Origin of the sequence: Pseudoalteromonas tunicata (assembly GCF_002310815.1) — a bacterium.
Taxonomy (GTDB): Bacteria; Pseudomonadota; Gammaproteobacteria; order Enterobacterales; family Alteromonadaceae; genus Pseudoalteromonas; species Pseudoalteromonas tunicata.
Map to the genome: position 1 here is coordinate 2,859,546 of NZ_CP011032.1, position 21,074 is coordinate 2,880,619.

A 21,074-nucleotide genomic window follows, 5' to 3' on the forward strand; every position below is an offset into this window, starting at 1 on the left:
ATAATGATATTGCAAAGCGTAAGTTAGCTTTATCTCAGAATTGGCTAAAGATTGATTTAAGACACAAATGCAAAAAATAAATGAGGTTTCGCTAACAAGTTCGCAACAGCTCAAGCCCGCAAATGGCTCATTTACTCTGTTGCAAACCCTTAAAACCGAACATCCCTACCCTATTCGTAACATGACTTATCTTGCTCCAGCCCTAAGTGCAGAAATCAAAATTAACGAAGCATGGCGCCCACTGAATTTAACCGTTAACAATACTGCTTCAGGTCAAAACAATCCGATAACTGAAGGCGTGTTAGTTTTAAAAGGCAATCTACAACAAATTGTGATTACCCCTGCGCTGAATTCGAGTTTAAAAATAAACACCACCGCAGATTTACTAAAACTAATCAGCCTATTACCACAAGCTGAATTTTCTAATCAGCAGAACAAAGTGAGTTTTAATGCCGAATTCAATTTACATTCCCAGCAGCTGCAATTGCCTCAGTTGAAGGCGTATTTATCGTTATCACCACAACAACTTGCTGTTTTGACAGCTCAAGGAGATACAAAACTTCAACTTGAAGTCAAAAGTGCTCATGGACAACTCACCACCGAGTTAAATAATCGTCTTAACGGGCAATTGTTACTCTCTGGGCCCATTTCAACTCAAAAACTAATGGATTTACTCGCCAAAGCACTTAACCAAGCACAAATAAATATCACCTCAGGTGGCAAAGCCTCGCTGCAACTGAATAACAACCAAATTGAATTGAATCTAAAATCGAACAATACAGGCAATCATGGCTGGCAACCAATAAATGCGAGTATAAAACAACAACAGCTTTTACTATCCATCACGCCGACACCCATCACACTAAACTTAAATAAAGCGATTACACAGCAAAATGAATTAAGACCACATAACGCAAGCCAACAAATAAACCAAACATTAGGTGCTCAAATACCATTACTTAACAAAAACGCCACTGCTGAGCGAGCAATTCAACATCCTGAAACACAAATAGAACAACAAGTAACAGACCCCACAAAAACCAATGAGCATCATTCTGGGCAAGTCAGTAATACCCAAGATAAAGCGACAATCTTTGAGCAAGCAGCTGAAAAAATATCACAATTGAGTAAAGCAGGTTTACCCGAAGCGCAAGAACTGAATAAGCTCATCAATCAAGCGTTTAGCCGCCTAATATCTCCAACGAACTTATCACCTTATAAAATTCAAGCCGAGCTATTAAAGCTATTACAACCAAGTGCTTTAAGCAGTCAGCAAGCACCGCTGGTATTTGAAAACGCCTTAAGTGAATTATTAATCAGTTTGCTCACCTTACAAACACAAGGGGAGCTAAAACAGTCACTTATGTCATCAAATCGACAGGCAATTGATCAGTTAATCGGGGCTTTATTTGCAAAAGATCAAATCGACTTTACTAAAGCGCAGCAACAGCTGACACAATTACCCGGCCTATTCACTGATTTGGCGATGATCCAAAGCAGTTTACAGCAAAACCATCAACAATTAATTCAACAACTACAAGATAATAATCCCTTGCTGCACTTATTTTTGCCAATGCATTTGATGGGTGAGCTTAAGCAAACTCATCTTAAAATTGGCCATTATCAACAACAAGAACAGCAACAAAATCTCTCAAAAACCATCTGGTTTATTCGACTAAACTTTGATTTTGGCACAGAAGGACAACTACAAGCTCATGCACAATTATTCGATAAAACAGCTAATTTTGACATTATCGCCTCAACAGAGCTCTTGAGCCAAAAAGCAGAGCCGCATTTACTCAGTTTAAGGCAGCGCTTGACCGAGCAAGGACTAAAAATAGAGAAAATGACTATAAAATACAGCCCTCTTGATGAGCAAAATTTTTATAATGAACACAGTATTATCAACATAAAGGTATAAGGTTATGACGCAAAAAGCAGCGATAGGATTATTATATGATGGGAAAAATGCGCCGAGTGTTTCAGTTAAAGGCTTTGGCGTACTAGCAGAAGAGATACTCGCTTTAGCTAAAGAGAAAAACATACTGATCCACCAAGATGAAGGGCTCAGTGATGTAATAAAACAATTGGAGCTTGGGCAGGAAATCCCACGGGAGCTTTATTTAATCATCGCCGAGTTAATTGCTTTTTCATATGTCCTGCAAGGAAAGTATCCTCCAGGTTGGCAACAACTCAGCAATAAATTAAATATACAGGCTTAATTTTTCTGTTGATGCAACGAAATCAACAGCTCGGCTTCTGCACGAGGTAATTCACATTCTTTGATGATCTCATCTAAATCCGCACCTAGCTCAACCATCTTTACTGCACGTGAATACATCTTTGAATCAGGATCAACAAACTTAAGTTCTTGCTGGTTTTCAATAAGCTCTTTTGTCGTATGCTCTAACTTTAAAATACGCTTACCAATACTTAACAATCCACCGCGCACCTCTTCTATTTCACTACGTAAAATAGTCATTTGCTGAGTAAGGGCGGTTAATTCCTGATCCTTTTTTTCAATTAATAACTGATAGTTTTTTTTCCCTTTAAAAATCATATAAAAAGCAAAAAAACTAATCGCTAAATTAAGTAATACCAATACTTCAAATATCATAAGAACTGAGCACAAGGCCCCTATTAATCACTAAAAATTACTTAACTCATCCCACTCTTCATCATTCAAGAGTTTGTTTAAGTCGACTAGGATTAATAACTCGCCATCGCGATTAGAGACACCTTGGATAAACTTAGCACTTTCTTCAGTACCAATATTTGGTGTACTGTCTATTTCTGAACTACGTAAATAAACAACTTCTGCAACACTATCAACCAAAATACCAATGACTTGTTTATCTGCTTCAATAATTACAATTCTAGAATTATCAGTAACATCGTTTCCTGACAAACCAAAACGAGCACGAGTATCTATTACTGTAACAACGTTACCGCGTAAGTTAATAATCCCTAATACATAAACAGGTGCACCAGGCACAGGAGCTATCTCGGTGTAACGTAATACTTCTTGTACTTGCATTACATTGATGCCATATGTTTCATCTTCTAGATGGAATGTCACCCACTGTAAAACTTCATCATTATCAACTGATTTTGTTGACAGTATTCTATCTTGACTCATTTGAATGCTCCTATTAGCAAAGCCCAGAATTATTCTTGGCTGTCTAAACCTTTTTCTAGTAATTCGATTAATGATGCAACATCAACTAAAGCGCACATTTTTTCTTTTATCAAGCCAGCTAACCAAGGACGCTTACCTGAGTTTTCTCGCCACTTTATATCATCGTTCTTCAAAGTAATATTATTGACCAGCCCTTCAGCTAATAAACCCCAATGACTATCACCTAACATAATAAGATATTGATAGTTTAGTGCTTCTTCTAGCGTTTTGTCATATTTTTCTGGCATTACCCATCGAGCAGTATCAATTGCATTTAACTTTTCTTCTCGATGCAACATCACACCTTTAAACCAGCTTGGTTTTCCAAAGATAGAATTCAATTCTCCAACCTGATGAATGCCACCTAATGACTTAAGTGGCACGGCTAACGTTAATCCAGCAACATTAAAAAACAGCGCTTGAAATTCCCCCTGACGATATTCATCATCATAACGTTTTATTGGAGGGACAGCCGCTTGGGTTTGTAGCTCAGTATCCGTTATAGCTTGATTCTGCTGCTCGTTTATAACTATTACTTTTTCAGCTTTTTCGGTGATTTTTTTTGAACTGACTTTAGGCTCAGTTGCAATTGGCTGAACTTGCTGCAGTAACTTTGCAACGGGATCTAAATTTGAAGAAAGTTGAGAAACCTCATCATCGTTTAACAAAGCGGTTAAATATTGCTTCATTACTTTTTCATTAGCAAACAATTGCCTGCTCATAATGAAGCCTCACCATTTATTTTCATTAAATATTTCAACAAAGCCTCATAGGCATAAACACCACGAGCCTTAGGACAAAATAAACTAGGTACTTTCATTGCTAAACTTGCATCTCGAAATTTCGTATCTACTGGAATTACACCCGGCCACACTTTATCACCATAAGTAGTACGTAACGTTTTATAAGCTTCTAAGGACGCTTTTGTTCTTTTATCATACATAGTTGGCACTATTGTATATTGGTAAGTTTTTGATTGAGAGCTTTGCATTAGCTCCATCGTTCGCATCATACGGTCAAGCCCTTTAAGAGCCAAAAACTCAGTCTGTACGGGAATCAAAATTCGTTCACTGGCTGCTAATGCATTGACCATCAGCACACCCAATACAGGGGGGCAGTCTAAAATAGCGTAGTCATATTCATTGTCTAATTTGGCGAGTGCTTTTTTGAGTAATAATCCCATGCCATTTTTATTACCCATACTTCTGTCGAGTGTAGCAATGGCCATCGTCGCGGGCAATATATCAAGATTCTCCATAGAAGATGGGCAAAGAGACTGTAAAATCTCTTCTTTTTTCATATTTTTACCACGGGCAAAAATATCATAAACACTAATTTCTAATTGTTCTGAGTCAATGCCAAAATAATAAGTTAAAGATGCGTGAGGGTCGGTATCAATCAGCAATACCTTTTTACCCTGTGAGGCAAGGATCCCGCCTAAGGTTACTGTTGTGGTGGTTTTTCCTACCCCACCTTTTTGATTAGCCACAGTCCAAATTTTCAAAAACAGTCCTTACTACTTATTTAATTCTTCTTCTCGGGTAGTGATACGTATCCCACCATGAGGTAACTCTATCACTTTTATTTCAGGGTTGGCTTTTTGTGCTTTAGCATCTTCAATTATAACAGTTTCTTGGTTTACTGCCTCTGGACTCACTTTATTTTCTTTTGCTGGTAAAGCATATTTAGACAAAGCAATGACAACTTTACGATTTGCAGCTCGGCCCTCTTCTGTTTCATTAGAGCTAGTTGGTGAATGTTCTCCATAACCTTCTATTGCCATCTGTGCAGGGTTAATTCCTAAGCGCTCTAATTGAAGTAGCATTTCAGTGGCCCTTGCCACCGATAACTGCCAATTTGATGAAAATAATTCATTATTAATTGGCCTATCGTCAGTAAACCCTCTGATACGTATATAGTTATCGACACTTTTCACTATTTCATAAATATCTTTTACGACTTTTTTAGCATTCAAGGTTGCAACAGCACTACCACTACCAAATAACAAACCTGAGCTTAATTCTATTGTTAACCAATCTTGATCAAGTTCAACTTTAGCTTCACCTGCCTCTATATGATCAAATAACGCTGTTTTTAGCTCTTGATTAAGCGATTCTAAAGGGCTACCAAGTCTTTTTTTCTTTAAATTAACTAAATCGCCAAAACCATCAACTAACTCAGGGCCGCGCTCTTCATCGGTAATTGCATTACCATATAAATTAAATTCACTTTCAACTGAGTTTTTTAATAACAACCCCTCTCCCTTTACTCCACTACCATCTTCAGTACGAATTTCAGGTTGCACAAAGATGCTTTCAAGGGAATCCGATAAAACCGAAAACTCCTCCTCTTTTGTGATTGCTAATGAATATAGCACCACAAAAAGTGCGAACATCAAGGTCATATAATCGGCATAAGAAACCAACCATCTTTCGACATGGTTGTTTTCAGAGGAGATTGTAAGCTGGCGATAGCGACGCATGGCTAAGCCTAAAGGTGTGAATCTATGTAATGGCGTTCCATTTTAAACGCAGACAGTTTTAACTCGATACTATGAGGTGTATCGCCTTGTAAAATAGCTAGCATACCTTCAGCTAATAACTCGTTATAAAGCATTTTTTGTTCAATTAAAAAACGTAATTTATTTGCAATAGGTAAAAAGAGTAAGTTGGCAAAACCAACACCATAAATAGTCGCTATAAATGCTGTCGCAATACCTGCACCCAGCATTTCAGGTTGCTTTATAAAGCTCATAGCCTGAATTAAACCTAAAACAGCACCTAGAATACCGATTGTAGGACTGTACCCGCCCATAGCTTCATATATCTTTGCGGACTTTAATAAACTCTCACGTTGAAATAGTAATTCAATCTCCATTGCAGAGCGAAATTGTTCAGCTTCAACGCCATCAATAAGCATATTTAAACCTTTATTGATGAAATGCTCTTTACTTGCAAGTGCTTCTTTTTCAAGCGATAAATAACCGTCTTGCCGAGCCTTTTGCGACCAGTTTTTTATTTTAGAGATACCTTCGTCAACGCGATGTTTTGGCGGAACAAAGACCCACTTAAACATCTTTAGACCACAAAAAAATTGTGCCGAAGGAGATTGCAGCATCACCGCACCTAATGTGCCACCCAGTACAATTAACAAAGCCGGAAAATTAATTAAGCTAGCAACTAAACCGCCTTCAATCTTATAGCCAATCCCTATGGCAAGCAGCGCAATTAAAATCCCAAAAAAGGAGAGTCTATCCACAACCCACTTCTCGATTTATTCGTGATGCTACATCTGCAAGTGCAATACTTGCTTCAGATAATCCTGCGTTTGCTACGGCCTGAGGCATGCCATAAACCACACACGATTTTTCATCCTGAGCCCAAATCTTCGAGCCAGCTTGCTTGAGCATCCGAGCCCCTTCACGGCCATCAGCCCCCATGCCAGTCAAAACAATAGCCAACACGCTATTACCAAAACTTTTTGCAGCACTCGCAAAGGTGATGTCTACACTTGGTTTGTATGTTACCCGAGCATTATCATCTTCATAAATACGTAGCTTTTGGCCTGAGCCTCGACCTTCAACTAACATTTGTTTTCCACCTGGAGCAAGATAAGCAACACCGGGTCTCAGTAAGTCTCCATTTTGCGCTTCTTTTACTTCAATTTTACACAATGAGTTAAGCCTTGATGCAAAAGCTGGTGTAAATGCGGCCGGCATATGCTGAATTAACAAAATGGGATGAGGAAAGTTTTGTGGTAACTGAGTCAAAATATTCTGTAATGCTACCGGTCCACCAGTTGAAGTACCAATAGCTACTAATTGATATTTTTTACCTGACGCTCTGATATCAGTATCAGTACTTTTATTTTCAGATGCTCGTGAAGGTGCAAATGAACGATCAGGTTGTCGTAAATTAGATGCTCTTGCTGATGTAGAGCTCATCAAGGTAGAAGCAGGAGCAGGCCTCACATAACGAGAAATTCGTCTACGACCAATCTCTTTTACTTTTTGCTGTAAAAGCCGAGTTGCCTCTTCTTTATCTCTAGCAATATCTTCAAATTTTTTCGGTAAGAAATCCAATGCTCCAGCATCTAACGCATCTAACGTTGCAGAAGCTCCAGCATGAGTTAACGAAGAAAACATCAAGATGGGTGTTGGCGTTGCCTGCATGATAAGTTTCACGGCGCTGATACCATCAAGTACTGGCATCTCAATATCCATGGTTATCACATCAGGTTTTAACAAAGCTGTTTGTTCAACAGCTTCTTTACCATTATTGGCCGTACCAATCACTTCGAGATCAGGATCTTCATTAATAATTTCACTGACTCGACGGCGAAAAAAGCTCGAATCATCAACAACCAATACTTTTATCGCCATATTACGGTCTCTTTTTATGATTATTTAGTTTTACCAGCATAATGTTTTAGCATGCTAGGAACATCTAAAATTAATGCAATACCACCGTCAGAAGTAATTGTTGCACCTGCCATTCCAGGTGTACCTTGCAATAACGCATCCAATGGTTTAATCACTACTTCTTCTTGACCAATTAACGAATCAACAACAAAACCAACTTGTTGTGTCCCTAATTGGACAATAACGACATGACCCTGCGAACGTTTACGCTCATCATGGACATAATTGCGAATTAGCCATCGTTCTAAATAAAATAATGGAATTGCTTTCTTACGCACTATGATAGTCAACTGTCCATCAACTAAATTGGTTTTGGTAAGATCTAGGTGGAAAATCTCACTAACTCCAGCTAATGGAAGTGCAAATGTTTGTTGTCCAACCATGACCATAAGTGTTGGTAAAATTGCTAAGGTAAGCGGTACTTTGATTTCAAGAGTGGTTCCAACCCCTTTTTGTGATTCAATTTTAATTGAACCATTCAACTGGGTAATCTTGGTTTTCACCACATCCATGCCTACACCACGGCCTGAAATATCAGAAATCTCTTCTTTAGTAGAAAAACCTGGAGCAAAAATAAGATTATATGCTTCAGTATCTGATAAACGAGCAGCAACATCTGCATCAATTACACCTTTACCAACCGCAATACTTTTAAGCTTTTCTGGATCCATCCCAGCGCCATCATCTACAATTTTCAGTAGGATGTGATCGCCTTCTTGAGAGGCAGATAAGGTAACAGTACCGGTGCGAGATTTGCCTGAAGCTTCTCGCACATCTGGCATTTCAATTCCATGATCAACTGAGTTTCGAACTAAATGCACGAGTGGGTCAGCAAGTGCTTCAACTAAATTTTTATCTAAATCTGTTTCTTCGCCAACTAATAACAAATTAATGTCTTTACGAAGGCTGCGAGCTAAATCTCGAACAACACGCGGAAAACGACCAAAAACTTTCTTAATTGGCTGCATACGCGTTTTCATTACTGCGCCTTGCAAATCAGCAGTAACAACATCTAAATTAGAAATCGCTTTACTCATACTTTCGCTACTAACTGTAGCTCCAAGACTTACTAAGCGATTACGTACTAAAACTAACTCTCCCACCATATTCATGATTTGATCTAAACGTTTAGTATCAACACGAACAGTGGTTTCAGCTTGCGGTGCCGCAGGTTTTGGGGCTGGTGCTTTTGCAGCAGCAACCGGAGCCTTGGCGACTGGTTCAGGCGCTTTACTTGCGGGGACCGGAGCAGGTTTTGCCGCCGGTTGAGGTTTAGTCTCAACTTTTGGGTTTGCTGCAGGAGTACTTGCAACTGCTTTTGGGGCAGCGCCAGCACCATGTAATTCATCTAATAATGATTCAAATTCATCCTCGGTGATCTCTTCATCCGATTGAGAGCTTGCCTTTGAATGACTTACTGGTGCAGGAGTTGCTTTAGGTGCGTCAGCTGAAACAGCACCAAATGAGCCAGAGCCATGTAATTCATCTAATAAACTTTCAAACTCATCATCGGTAATATCATCGTTATTAGAAGCACTTTGCTTCTCAACAACAGCAGGTCCTTTACCTGAACCATGAAGTTCATCAAGCAAACTTTCAAATTCATCTTCAGTAATATCATCAATACCACCAGATGAATCACTGGCTACTTCAGGCTCATCAACTGGATCCGCACCAAAAAAGATGTCATCAAACTCATCCTGGGCAGGCTCGCTTGCAACAGGCTCCTCTATAACAGGAGCACTTGGAGCAACAACAAAGTCATTATCTGATGCTGGTTTACTTAATTTATGTAAGGTTTCGAGTAACTCTGGTGATGCTGGATCAGGTTGTTCACGATTCTGAATTTTTGCAAACATTTCATTTATCGTATCAAGCGCTTGAAGAATTACATCCATAAGTTCGGGCGTAACGCTTCTTTTACCTTGACGCAATACATCAAATATATTTTCAGCCCCATGACAAGCATCAACAAGCTCCGTCATTGAGAGAAAGCCTGCACCGCCTTTTACAGTATGAAAGCCTCGGAAAATAGCATTCAATAAATCAGTATTTTCGGGATTATTTTCTAATTCAACCAATTGTTCAGACAGGAGCTCTAAAATCTCTCCAGCCTCAACTAAAAAATCCTGCAGAATATCTTCATCAACTTCAAAGCTCATGCAGCTGTTCTCCCATTTAGAAGCCTAAGCTTGACAATAAGTCATCAACTTCATCTTGACCCGAAACCACATCATCTCGCTCAGCAGCATCAATAATTGGCCCTTCCGCAACTTGATCGAGTTCTTTGTTATGAACTTTAGTTGCCTCTATTTTTTTCTCTTCTACAGCTTTTTGACCTTCAACTGGTGAACCAAACACTGTCAACATAGAGATTAAACTATCTTCAACCTCTCTAACGAGCTCAATCACTCGGCGAATAACCTGCCCTGTTAAGTCTTGGTAATCTTGGGCCATAAGCACTTGCGTCATTAAACCATGCAATTGATCGGTATTAGATTGAGTGCTTTGGATAAAATCATCCAATTCTTTACACAGTAATTTAAACTCGCCTAATTGTAGGTCGCGTGACATCAAACGATCCCAAGAGGGCTTAAGCTTTGTGATATCATCACTTAATTTGTCAGCAAGTGGTAAACTGGCTTCAATCGCATCCATAGTCTTGTTAGCAGCTTGCTCAGTCATTTCCATGACATAATTTAATCGCTGCTTAGCATCTGGAATTGATTCTTTGGTTAATTCGGAAATTTTATCGTCAAATTGGAAATTTTTTAAAGAATCATGCAATTGCCGAGTTAACTTACCAACTTCAGCAAAGAGCTCTGATTGCCCCTCTGCTGTCAATTCCATTAAGAAATCATTAGCTTGTTCTTGTTCTCCTTGTTCGAGCAATGCAACAAGGTGCCTTGCTTGATCAAGGTTAATGTGAAGCGCAGCGTTGGCTGACATGAAGCTCTCCTTCCTGTTTAACCTAAACGCTCAAACACTTTATCCAGTTTTGTTTTCAACGTAGCTGCGGTAAATGGTTTAACAATGTAGCCGTTTACACCCGCTTGCGCTGCTGCAATAATTTGTTCTTTTTTCGCTTCTGCAGTAACCATTAAAACCGGTAAATGCTTTAATTTATCATCAGCACGAATTGCTCTTAATAAATCAATACCTTGCATACCTGGCATGTTCCAATCAGTTACCACAAAATCAAACTCTTGATTTTGCAGCATTGGTAATGCGGTGCTCCCGTCATCTGCCTCTTGAACATTAGTAAAGCCTAGGTCTCTTAGCAGATTCTTAATGATTCTTCTCATAGTTGAAAAATCATCTACCACAAGAATTTTCATGTTTTTATCCAAAACATCCTCCAGTGAGGTTTAAAACCAAATTCACAAAATACTTAATTAAATCCAGCCACTGATTTTAGCTTTGAGCTTAACCATTGCCTGACCATGTATCTGACTTACTCTTGATTCACTAACCTCAAGGATAAGTCCAATTTCTTTTAAATTCATTTCATCATTGTAATAAAGTGATAAAACGAGTGCGTCTCTCTCAGGTAGACTTTTTATTGCTTCAACCAACGAAAGATTGAATTTTTCTGTTTGTGTATGATTAAAAGGTGAATCAAAAGCGTGTACTTGATCGTCGCTATGCAACACATCTTCATCCACACCTAAATCTTCAATCCCAATAATCCTACCACTGTTTACATCATTAAGAATATCATGGTATTCATTAAGCGTAATATCAAGTTTTTCAGCAACTTCTACGTCTTTTACTTCTCGACCTAGCTCCGCTTCTAATTCTGCTGTAGCTTGAGCAACCATTCTGGCGTTTTTATGAACAGAACGAGGTACCCAATCGCCTTTACGAATCTCATCAAGCATCGCCCCACGGATACGGATCCCAGCATACGTTTCAAAGCTGGCACCTTTTGTACCATCAAAGTTTTTTGCTGCTTCAATCAAACCTATCATGCCTGATTGAGTTAGATCATCAAGCTGAACACTCGCAGGTAAACGAGCAAGCAGGTGATAAGCTATTCTTTTGACCAGAGAAACATGTCTTTCAATCAGGTTGGTCATCTGTTCAGCATTACTGTAGCCGGAAACTTTACTCACTCACTAGGCCTCAGCGATTTACTAATTTTTCGATGAAAAACTCCAAATGCCCTGAAGGTTGATTTGGAATAGGCCATTTTGCAGCTTTGGCTGCAAGTGTTTTAAATGCGATGGCTGCCGGTGATTTTGGAAATAAATCAACTATCGTTTTTTGCTTACGAATGGATTTACGCATATTTTCATCAAATGGCACAGTTGCCACTAATTCCAAAGCCACATCTAAAAAGCGATCGGTTACTTTTGATAGTTTTGCAAAAAGCTCCTGCCCTTCGCGTAAACTGCGCACCATATTGGCTACAATTTTGAATTTATAGACACCATGCTCACGACTTAAAATCTTTATTAATGCGTAGGCATCGGTAATAGAGGTTGGCTCGTCACAAACAACCACAAGTACATCTTGCGCTGCTCGGGAAAAACTCAATACCATATCCGAAATACCCGCTGCAGTATCAACAATTAATACATCGTAATCAGCATTGAGTTCACCAAAAGCACGAATAAGGCCAGCATGCTCAGCAGGAGATAACTCCACCATATTCTGTGAACCTGACGAGGCTGGTACAATCCGAATACCATGAGGTCCTTCAACTAAAATATCTTCAAGCTCACATTCACCAGATAATACGTGAGACAAGTTACGCTCCACTCGAAGTCCGAGCATAACGTCACAATTAGCAAGCCCTAAGTCAGCATCAAGGACAAGTACTCTTTGGCCTTGCTGTCCCATAGCGATTGCCATATTGAGCGAGACGTTAGTTTTACCTACGCCGCCTTTTCCGCCTGTCACTGCGATTACTTTCACAGCTTGATTTGTTTGATTCATTCTCCGCAGGCCACTTGCTTGATCTAAAACTGTATTAATCATACATCCCTACTGCATGAGACTCCAAGTTTGGATGTCTTTTAAATTGCGTGTTTGCACGTTTTGCGAACAGTTGTTCAGCCTTTTTTACTAATTTTTCTGCATTTGCCACACGAATATCCTCAGGAACTCGTTGACCATTAGTAAGATACCCTATTGGGAGGCGATTTTGAATCGCTATACTAATAATCTCTCCTAAACTTAGACATTCATCAAGTTTTGTGAATATACAACCACTTAGATGTACCTTTTTGAAGTGTTTTACTGTTTCTTGTAACACTTCATGCTGTGCTGTGGCACTGAGTACTAAATAGCTGCGAATATCCACTCTGGCATTTTTCATTAAGGTATTCAACTGCTCAGTTAAACGTAAGTCTCGTTGACTCATACCTGCTGTGTCAATTAATACTAGACGCTTATTTCTTAAATGATAAAGCATTTCTGCTAATTCGTTTGCGTCTTTTACTTGCTTAACTGGACAACCAATAATACGGCCATAAGTTGCAAGCTGCTCATAAGCCCCAATACGGTAAGTATCTGTTGTTATTAATGCTATTTTGTCAGCGCCAAATTTTTGAGCACCAAGAGCCGCAAGTTTTGCAACTGTGGTTGTTTTACCGACACCTGTTGGTCCAACTAACGCAAATACACCGCCGTTACGCAAAATTTCGTTGTTACTGGTATAAAGTTGGCTTTGTACCATTTCAAGCAAAGCTTGCCATGCTTTTTTCTCAGAAACATCATCAGGGATAAAGCAAGCCATTTGCTCTGCTACTTCGCTGCTAATGCCCATACCTTTTAAACGGTCGACCATATAGGCCTTCGTTGGATCTTTACGCGCTAAATCCTGTGACATTAAGCCTGATACTTGATGCTCGAGTAATTGACGAATAGCGAACATTTCATCTCGCATTGCTTTGATTTGAGCATCATTTCTAGGATCAGTTTTCGTTCTTAATTCACTGCTTTTTTCTGCTGCTTTTTTTGGTTCAGATACTAACTCGTCTTCCTCTGGGCCTTTATACCAATGCGATGTTGATACTTTTTGTTGTTTTTCTAACATGCTTGATAACGTGGAAGATTGAGGTTTAGTTGCTTGACGGTTAAGCAAGGCTTCTAAACTATCAGCCATTTTAGCTTCAGGCTCAGCTTGAGCCTGCATAGGACGCGGGCGTACAAACTGACTTTGCATGCCCTGTGCTTGTGTTGCTTCACGCTCTGAAAGTGGTGATCTGGCAGCATTATTTACACTGCTTTTTACTGGTGTTCTGTCGTAATCAACAGCAGCAACAATCTCAACGCCATTGGCCATTTTTTTGTTAGACATGATCACCGCATCTGCGCCAAGCTCTTCTTTTACTTCATTAAGAGCTGTGCGCATATCTTTGGCAAAAAACCGTTTAATTTTCATAAAAACCCCTTAATCCTGTCTATTGTTGACCTACAGAGCTGACAATCTTGATTTGCTTTTCATCTGGCACTTCTTGATAAGACATCACCCTTAATCCTGGTAATGTATGCTTAACAAAACGTGACAAGACTGTTCTAAGCATTCCTGACGTCAACAATATTGAAGGTTCGCCTGCCATTTCTTGATTCTGATGCGCTACAGTTAATGAATTCTGTAAGCGCTCAGCCAGTCCAGGCTCAATACCGGCACCTTCGTCACCTGCATTTTGAAGTGAACGATGCAACATCTGTTCCAACTCAGGCGCCAATGTAATGACAGGGATTTCAACGGTTGCTCCAACAATGTCTTGAACTATGAGTCGTCTTAGTGAAATTCGCACTGCAGCCGTTAATACATCAGGATCTTGGCTTCTTGGACCGTACTCAACAAGGGTTTGTACAATTGAGCGCATATCGCGAATTGGCACCCCCTCATTAAGTAAATTTTGCAATACTTTTACTATGGTAGTTAAGTGCAATACATCCGGTACTAATCCCTCAACAAGACGCGGATGGCTCTTCGTCAACATATCGAGGAGGTTCTGTACTTCTTCATGACCTAATAATAATGACGCATTATTGTGTAATAACTGACTAATATGAGTTGCAACCACTGTAGCCGCATCAACAACTGTGTAACCTAATGATTGTGCTTCATCTTTTTGATTTGGAGAGATCCACACGGCTTCTAAGCCAAAGGCAGGGTCTTTCGTCGCAATACCAGAGATAGGTCCAAATACTTGGCCTGGATTAATTGCAAGCTCATTGCCGTGTTTAAGCTCCCCCTCACCCACAGCAACTCCCATCAAAGTAATGCGATAAACATTAGGGTCGAGTTCTAAATTATCGCGGATATGCACCGGAGGGACTAAAAATCCGAGTTCTTGAGAAAGCTTTTTTCGAACCCCTTTAATCCGGCTTAATAACTCACCACCTTGGGCTTGATCAACCAGTGGAATTAAACGATAACCAACCTCTAAGCCAATCACATCGACTTGAGAAACATCATCCCAGCTCAATTCTTTTTGTTCTTGAGGTGAAGTGCTGCGCTCACCTTGAGCTGTTGGAACTAATTCACCTTTAGCGATGGCCTCTTTCTCTTTAATCGCCTTTTGCTGAGCTAAATAAGCCCCATAACCAATCAATACTCCTAGTGATAAAAAAGCCAAATGAGGCATACCAGGCACTAGGCCCATCATGATTAAAATACCTGATGTGATAAATAATGGTTTTTCATTCCCTAATTGGCGTTTTACTTGGTCACCCATGTTTTGTGACTCATTTTGACGAGTAACAATAATCGCTGTGCCAATCGAAAGTAATAAAGAAGGAATTTGCGCAACTAGGCCATCACCGATGGTCAAAAGGGTGTACACCTCCATAGCGACTTTGAATGGCAAATCGTGTTGGATCATGCCAATAAATAAACCACCTACGATGTTAATTAATAAAATGACGATACCTGCTATGGCATCACCTTTTACAAATTTACTCGCACCATCCATAGAACCATAAAAATCTGCTTCACGGGTTACTTCGTTGCGTCGCTCACGAGCTTGCTCTGCAGTAATGAACCCCGCATTTAAATCAGCATCAATCGCCATTTGTTTACCCGGCATTGCATCTAAGGTGAAACGTGCGGTTACTTCAGAAATACGTCCTGCACCTTTAGTAATTACCACAAAGTTAATAATAATTAGGATTAAAAAGACAACAAAACCAACAACATAATTACCACCCATCACCACCGAGCCAAATGCTTCAATTACTTGCCCAGCAGCATCGCCTCCGTTATGACCTTCAAGTAATACCACACGAGTACTGGCCACGTTTAAGGCTAAACGCAAAATAGTTGCAATCAGCAAAATAGCTGGAAAGGCACCAAAATCGAGCGGTTTCATGGTGTAAACAGTTACTAATAAAACGACAAGAGCGAGTGCGATATTAAATGAAAATAAGGTATCAAGCAGAATTGGAGGAATAGGCAAAACAACCATCGCCAAAGCAGCGAGCACTAAAATTGGCGTGCCAACCCCACGAAGGTAATCCATTTTATCTTTATTAATTTGGGCTAATACGGCTTGGAAATTCATACACCACTAATTTCAAAAATTTGACACTAGTGGTGAAAAGCAATAATCATTCCAAGTCTAAAAATAAAAATAACAATTACAAAACAATAGGTTAATATTTTAGTTCATCTGGAATTGGCGGTTGAGCTGATGGTTTTTTAGGCCGTTTTCCTCGGCCTTTACTAAATTGCTTGAGCTGATAAACATAAGCAAGCACTTGTGCTACCGCGATAAATAATTGATCAGGGATCTGCTGGCCAATATCTGTGGTATGAAATAAAGACCGCGTCAGCATTGGAGATTCTAAAATTGGCACATCATGCTCTTTAGCTATCTTTCTGATTTGCAGTGCTATTTCATCTATACCTTTGGCAAGCACAATAGGTGCCCCCGCACGATCAGTATCATATTTAAGTGCAACAGAATAATGGGTCGGGTTGGTAACAATCACATCTGCATCAGGGACATCTTGCATCATCCTTCGCTGTGACATTTCACGCTGAGTTCGACGAATACGAGCCTTAATTTGCGGATCACCTTCAGAGTTTTTGTATTCGTCTTTGACCTCTTGCAAAGTCATTTTAAGCTGCTTATTGTGATTCCAAAGCTGAAAGGGTGCATCAACAACGGCGACTAAAATCAAGGTACACGACAACCCTAAAAACATCCAAGCCAACATAGTTAGTGCGTGCTGAATATTACTGGGCGCAGTTTCTAAACTCAGGTGTAATATTTCATAAAAATAAAATTTAATTAGTAGCACCGCAGTAACTGCAACCAATAAAAACTTAAGTAGCCCTTTAAACAGCTCAATGGCCGCTTGCGGGCCGAACATTCTTACTAATCCTTTCGCGGGCGATAATTTATTAGCCTGAGGAGCCGCTGCAGACCAACTAAAATTAAACCCACCTAAAAAAGTATTTCCGATAAATGCGGCAACCAAAATAACTAAGACAAACATCGTCATGCCAAACCAAAGTTCTTTAGCTATATCGCCCCACACAGCAAACATTTTTGTAGTATCAAAAGCTTCGGTACGATTTAAGTCAAGTAAACGGGCCATTACCCGTTTCAGACCCATACCAATTTCAGGGCCGTAAATAATCAGTGAAATAGCAGACATGATCAGCACCACTACAGTGCCGGTTTCTTTTGAGCGCGCGATTTGCCCTTTTTTACGCGCATCCTCAAGTTTTTTGGACGTAGGTTCTTCGGTTTTTTCTTGATCTGAGCCTTCAGCCATTTAAGTCACCACATTCCTAAGGAGAGCACGCTGTGAGTTTGCACATCAATTCCAACATTTTGTGCCATTGAAAATCAAACTGCACCACAAAATTACCCATAGTGGCCCAAATAATGATTAAGCCCATCATCAAGGTAAATGGAAAACCGATAGAGAAAATATTTAACTGAGGAGCGGCTCGTGTCATTACACCAAATGAGATACTAGTAATGAGCATGGCGGTTAACGGTGCCAAAGATAAAACCAGTGCGGTGGCAAATAACCAGCCCCCCCAAACGGCAACTTCGCGAAAATTAGCGACATGCCACCAATTGCCATCAATTGGAATGGTGGTAAAACTTAATACTAGCATTTTGACCATGATCAAATGCCCATCGTAAGTCCAAAACAGTAAGGTTGCTAAAATAAGATAAAACTGGCCAACCGCTGGCACATTTTGCCCATTTGTTGGATCAATCATAGTTGCAAAACCTAAACCACTTTGCATTGCCAGTAATTGACCAGCCATCACAAACGTATTGAGCATTAATACCGATGCAAATCCCATCGCAACACCGATTAAGGTTTGCTGTAATACCACCAGCACCATCTCAAACGAGAATAGATTAGTAAATTCAGCAGGAGGTAAAACGGGGATGACGACTAAAGTTACCATAACAGCCAAAGCCGCTTTAATGCGAGTGGGAACTGTCCGCACCCCAATCCCTACCATCACCATTAACATGGCAGAAATACGAGTCAGTGGCAGTAAAAAATCTGCCATCCACTGCATAATTATGGCAAGGGGAAACTCCATCTTTTAACCCACCACCTCTGGAATACTCATCACCAAACCGGTGAAAAAATCCATTAGCTCTTGGGTCAACCAATGTGCGCCAATAATCAATGCAAATAAAGTCACAATCAAACGTGGTAAAAAACTTAATGTTTGCTCATTAATGGAGGTCGCGGCTTGAAAAACAGAAACAATTAAACCAACAATTAAACTCGGCACAATAATCGCGGCGACGAGTTTTATCACCAAAAACAGTGCATTACTCAATATACCAACAAATACTTCAGGTTGCATAGCTAGCCCCCTAAGCCAAAACTCTTCGCTAAGGTGCCCATAACTAGGCTCCAACCATCAACGAGTACAAACAGCATAATTTTAAATGGCAACGAAACTATCATTGGCGAGAGCATCATCATACCCATCGCCATCAATACGCTGGCAACCACTAAATCTACAATTAGAAATGGAATAAAAAACATAAAGCCAATAATAAAAGCAGTTTGAAGTTCACTCGTTATAAATGCAGGAATAACCACAATAAAAGGTGCATCCTCAGGCTTATCTAACTTCTCTAAACCAGCAATTTGGGCAAAGGTTTCTAAATCAGAAATACGTGTTTGTCTAAGCATAAAGGTTTTTAACGGATCTTTTGCTTTTTCAAGTGCTTGTATTGATGTGAGCTCTTCTTTTAAGTAGGGATCAATCGCAGCCTCATGAATTTGTTGGTAAATAGGCGCCATAATAAAAATACTCATAAAAACAGACATCCCAACCAATACTTGATTTGAAGGCGTTGATTGTAAACCAATCGCTTGGCGCAAGATGGCCAATACCACAATAATACGAGTAAAAGAGGTCATCATAATCACTGCGGCAGGAATAAAGCTTAGGGCCGTCATTATTGCTAATACTTGTAAGGACACCGAGTAATCTTGTGTGCCATCAGCATTAGTGGTGACCGTTAACGCTTGTAACCCTTGTTCAGCGCTCAAACTCGGTGAAAGAGTAAACAGAGCAATTAAGATAATCCACTTGATCATATTATGTTTTCTTATTATTTGGATTTAATAACTGACTAAATGATTTGGCCAACACTGGCATTTCTTTGGCTGTTAACGGTTCTTGAAGCTCATAAAGGTAATTAATATTATGAGGTGTGACCCCAAGTAGATGCTGTTTATTATCAATTTCAATTACTAACAAGCGCTCTCGAGTACCTAATGCAATAGTCCTGACGACTTTAAATTCATCTTGGCTTGCAACATGAGGATTAAGGCGTTTTACTAACATAGCCAAAATTACAATAATAACAATAACTAAGCCCAAAGACAGCGCAACGGACATTAAGCTTTGCACTGGCGTGGTTTCAGCCAACGCCGGTGCACTGAATAACGAGATAAAAAGCGCAGCTTTTAATTTCATCGTAGTTTTTTGATCCGTTCAATTTGGCTTATTACATCCGTTAAACGAATACCAAATTTATCATTCACCACTACAACTTCACCATGAGCAATCAAAGTACCATTGACCAGTACATCTAGCGGCTCACCGGCAACACGATCAAGCTCAACCACAGAACCTTGATTTAATTGTAGTAAATTACGAATACTTATTTTTGAACGCCCTACTTCCATCGAAATAGTAACGGGAATATCTAAAATGGTATCGAGCTTTCTTTTTTCTTCTTGCGTTATTTCAGCAGGCTGATTTGATAGCTCTTCAAGCTCAGCAACCTCAACATCTTGATTTTCAACTTCATCGGCCTCAGCAAGGGCTGCTGCCCATTCGTCCATGGTATCTTGGTCATCACTCATACTATTTCACCTTAATAATTCACTGCTAGATAGGCTTGTCTACCAATCTAAATTAATACCTGAAGATAGATGTAAATCTTCTTCTAACTGCTCAAGTTCGGCATCGGAATCAAGTTTTTTGCCACCTTTAGTAAAGACATGCATTTCTGATTTAACTGAATCTGGCCGTTTAATTTTTTCGCTGATCTGAAGCGCAACATTGTCACGCGAGCGACCCATTTTCGCTCTAAAAGTCGGTAAATCTTCGATAAATACGGTAATGTGCTCTGGCATCTCAACAGGAATTACATCGCCAGCTTGTAAATTCATTATTTGCTCAAGAGAAAGCTTAACTTCAAGCATCCGAGTAGACAAACCCACTTCAACATCCATAATTTCATCGCGTAATGCTTTGCTCCACCTTAAATCGGTATCTTCGGTATCCGATTGCACACCCGCATCGAGTAATTCTCGAATAGGCTCCAGCATCGAATAAGGTAAAGCAATATGGAAATCTCCGCCACCACCGTCAAGCTCAATGTGAAAAGAGCTAATAACCACCACTTCTGTTGGGCTTACAATGTTAGCCATCGCAGGGTTAACTTCTGAATCTAAGTATTCAAAAGAGACATCCATAACAGGTGCCCAAGCTTCTTTATAATCCTCAAAAATGATTTTTAGCAGCATTTGAACAATACGACGTTCGGTTGGGGTAAACTCGCGACCTTCAATTTTGGCATGGTAACGGCCATCACCACCAAAAAAGTTATCTACCAAAATAAACACTAAACGTGCTTCCATGGTAATTAACCCCGTTCCTTTTAACGGACGAAAACGCACCATGTTTAAACTAGTTGGCACAAATAAAGTATGGATATACTCACCAAATTTAATCATTTGCACCCCGTTAATTGAGACTTCCGCTGTGCGACGCATCATATTAAACAGGCTTATCCGCATATGGCGAGCAAATCGCTCATTCACGATTTCCAAGGTAGGCATGCGCCCACGAACGATACGATCTTGAGAAGAGAAATCATATTGGGAGGCAGAGGAACCACCGCTCCCGTCACCATCATCTATTTCATCTTCATCAACATCATCAACACCATGCAATAAGGCATCAATTTCGTCTTGGGATAATAAATCGCTCACCCTATCTCC

23 protein-coding genes are annotated in these 21,074 nt (G+C 39.8%); 2 read left to right on the top strand and 21 right to left on the bottom strand.

Features of this window, described 5'->3' with window-relative positions; all coding sequences use genetic code 11:
- Nucleotides 1-67 precede the first annotated feature (67 nt).
- Both PTUN_RS13005 and PTUN_RS13010 read left to right on the top strand, forming a co-directional pair.
- Nucleotides 68-1,921: a hypothetical protein gene (locus tag PTUN_RS13005; protein ID WP_009837383.1), complete on the top strand. Its 1,854-nt coding sequence runs from the start codon at nucleotides 68-70 to the stop codon at nucleotides 1,919-1,921.
- Between the two features lie 4 nt (nucleotides 1,922-1,925).
- Nucleotides 1,926-2,222: an EscU/YscU/HrcU family type III secretion system export apparatus switch protein gene (locus PTUN_RS13010; RefSeq protein WP_009837384.1), complete on the top strand. Its 297-nt coding sequence runs from the start codon at nucleotides 1,926-1,928 to the stop codon at nucleotides 2,220-2,222.
- Here PTUN_RS13010 and PTUN_RS13015 read toward each other — a convergent pair.
- The 21 genes from PTUN_RS13015 to fliM all read right to left on the bottom strand — a co-directional run bounded on the left by PTUN_RS13015 (nucleotide 2,219) and on the right by fliM (nucleotide 21,065).
- Nucleotides 2,219-2,617, bottom strand: a complete 399-nt coding sequence (locus tag PTUN_RS13015; protein WP_009837385.1) for a DUF2802 domain-containing protein — start codon at nucleotides 2,615-2,617, stop codon at nucleotides 2,219-2,221. The two genes, PTUN_RS13010 and PTUN_RS13015, sit on opposite strands and share 4 nt — an antisense overlap.
- Before the next feature lie 30 nt (nucleotides 2,618-2,647).
- Complete coding sequence (locus PTUN_RS13020; RefSeq protein WP_009837386.1) at nucleotides 2,648-3,139, bottom strand: chemotaxis protein CheW; 492 nt, start codon at nucleotides 3,137-3,139, stop codon at nucleotides 2,648-2,650.
- Nucleotides 3,140-3,168: 29 nt separating this feature from the next.
- The gene (locus PTUN_RS13025) at nucleotides 3,169-3,900 is read right to left on the bottom strand and encodes a chemotaxis protein CheW (protein WP_009837387.1); all 732 of its coding nucleotides are present in this window, start codon (nucleotides 3,898-3,900) and stop codon (nucleotides 3,169-3,171) included.
- Nucleotides 3,897-4,682: a ParA family protein gene (locus PTUN_RS13030; RefSeq protein WP_009837388.1), complete on the bottom strand. Its 786-nt coding sequence runs from the start codon at nucleotides 4,680-4,682 to the stop codon at nucleotides 3,897-3,899. The genes PTUN_RS13025 and PTUN_RS13030 overlap by 4 nt, the downstream gene beginning before the upstream one ends.
- A gap of 12 nt (nucleotides 4,683-4,694) precedes the next feature.
- Entirely contained in the window at nucleotides 4,695-5,660 is a 966-nt protein-coding gene (locus PTUN_RS13035) for a flagellar motor protein MotB (RefSeq protein ID WP_009837389.1), read from the bottom strand.
- Nucleotides 5,661-5,668: 8 nt separating this feature from the next.
- A complete protein-coding gene (locus PTUN_RS13040) occupies nucleotides 5,669-6,436 on the bottom strand; it encodes a flagellar motor protein (protein ID WP_009837390.1) in 768 nt (255 codons plus the stop codon).
- A complete protein-coding gene (locus PTUN_RS13045) occupies nucleotides 6,429-7,559 on the bottom strand; it encodes a protein-glutamate methylesterase/protein-glutamine glutaminase (RefSeq protein ID WP_009837391.1) in 1,131 nt (376 codons plus the stop codon). The genes PTUN_RS13040 and PTUN_RS13045 overlap by 8 nt, the downstream gene beginning before the upstream one ends.
- Nucleotides 7,560-7,579: 20 nt before the next feature.
- On the bottom strand, nucleotides 7,580-9,760 hold the full coding sequence (locus PTUN_RS13050) for a chemotaxis protein CheA (protein ID WP_009837392.1): 2,181 nt from the start codon (nucleotides 9,758-9,760) through the stop codon (nucleotides 7,580-7,582).
- A 16-nt stretch (nucleotides 9,761-9,776) separates the two neighbouring features.
- Nucleotides 9,777-10,547 (bottom strand): protein phosphatase CheZ, encoded by a 771-nt coding sequence (locus tag PTUN_RS13055; protein ID WP_009837393.1) that lies wholly within the window; start codon nucleotides 10,545-10,547, stop codon nucleotides 9,777-9,779.
- Nucleotides 10,548-10,564: 17 nt separating this feature from the next.
- Entirely contained in the window at nucleotides 10,565-10,948 is a 384-nt protein-coding gene (cheY, locus tag PTUN_RS13060) for a chemotaxis response regulator CheY (protein WP_040643650.1), read from the bottom strand.
- A 45-nt stretch (nucleotides 10,949-10,993) separates the two neighbouring features.
- The gene (locus tag PTUN_RS13065) at nucleotides 10,994-11,677 is read right to left on the bottom strand and encodes an RNA polymerase sigma factor FliA (protein ID WP_009837395.1); all 684 of its coding nucleotides are present in this window, start codon (nucleotides 11,675-11,677) and stop codon (nucleotides 10,994-10,996) included.
- 46 nt (nucleotides 11,678-11,723) lie between these two features.
- A complete protein-coding gene (locus PTUN_RS13070; RefSeq protein WP_009837396.1) occupies nucleotides 11,724-12,581 on the bottom strand; it encodes a MinD/ParA family ATP-binding protein in 858 nt (285 codons plus the stop codon).
- Entirely contained in the window at nucleotides 12,574-13,989 is a 1,416-nt protein-coding gene (flhF, locus tag PTUN_RS13075; RefSeq protein ID WP_009837397.1) for a flagellar biosynthesis protein FlhF, read from the bottom strand. The genes PTUN_RS13070 and flhF overlap by 8 nt, the downstream gene beginning before the upstream one ends.
- A gap of 19 nt (nucleotides 13,990-14,008) precedes the next feature.
- Nucleotides 14,009-16,120 (bottom strand): flagellar biosynthesis protein FlhA, encoded by a 2,112-nt coding sequence (flhA, locus tag PTUN_RS13080; RefSeq protein WP_009837398.1) that lies wholly within the window; start codon nucleotides 16,118-16,120, stop codon nucleotides 14,009-14,011.
- A 91-nt stretch (nucleotides 16,121-16,211) separates the two neighbouring features.
- A complete protein-coding gene (gene flhB, locus PTUN_RS13085) occupies nucleotides 16,212-17,342 on the bottom strand; it encodes a flagellar biosynthesis protein FlhB (protein ID WP_009837399.1) in 1,131 nt (376 codons plus the stop codon).
- Nucleotides 17,343-17,358: 16 nt separating this feature from the next.
- On the bottom strand, nucleotides 17,359-18,138 hold the full coding sequence (gene fliR, locus PTUN_RS13090; protein WP_009837400.1) for a flagellar biosynthetic protein FliR: 780 nt from the start codon (nucleotides 18,136-18,138) through the stop codon (nucleotides 17,359-17,361).
- Nucleotides 18,139-18,141: 3 nt separating this feature from the next.
- Nucleotides 18,142-18,411 (bottom strand): flagellar biosynthesis protein FliQ, encoded by a 270-nt coding sequence (fliQ, locus tag PTUN_RS13095; protein ID WP_009837401.1) that lies wholly within the window; start codon nucleotides 18,409-18,411, stop codon nucleotides 18,142-18,144.
- A gap of 2 nt (nucleotides 18,412-18,413) precedes the next feature.
- Nucleotides 18,414-19,157 carry a flagellar type III secretion system pore protein FliP gene (gene fliP / locus PTUN_RS13100; RefSeq protein WP_009837402.1) on the bottom strand — a complete coding sequence of 248 codons (744 nt, stop codon included), beginning with the start codon at nucleotides 19,155-19,157 and terminating at the stop codon, nucleotides 18,414-18,416.
- A gap of 1 nt (nucleotide 19,158) precedes the next feature.
- Nucleotides 19,159-19,539, bottom strand: coding sequence for a flagellar biosynthetic protein FliO (gene fliO / locus PTUN_RS13105; RefSeq protein ID WP_009837403.1), 381 nt, complete (start codon nucleotides 19,537-19,539; stop codon nucleotides 19,159-19,161).
- On the bottom strand, nucleotides 19,536-19,931 hold the full coding sequence (gene fliN / locus PTUN_RS13110) for a flagellar motor switch protein FliN (protein WP_009837404.1): 396 nt from the start codon (nucleotides 19,929-19,931) through the stop codon (nucleotides 19,536-19,538). The genes fliO and fliN overlap by 4 nt, the downstream gene beginning before the upstream one ends.
- Before the next feature lie 39 nt (nucleotides 19,932-19,970).
- Entirely contained in the window at nucleotides 19,971-21,065 is a 1,095-nt protein-coding gene (fliM, locus tag PTUN_RS13115) for a flagellar motor switch protein FliM (protein ID WP_009837405.1), read from the bottom strand.
- Nucleotides 21,066-21,074: the final 9 nt, after the last annotated feature.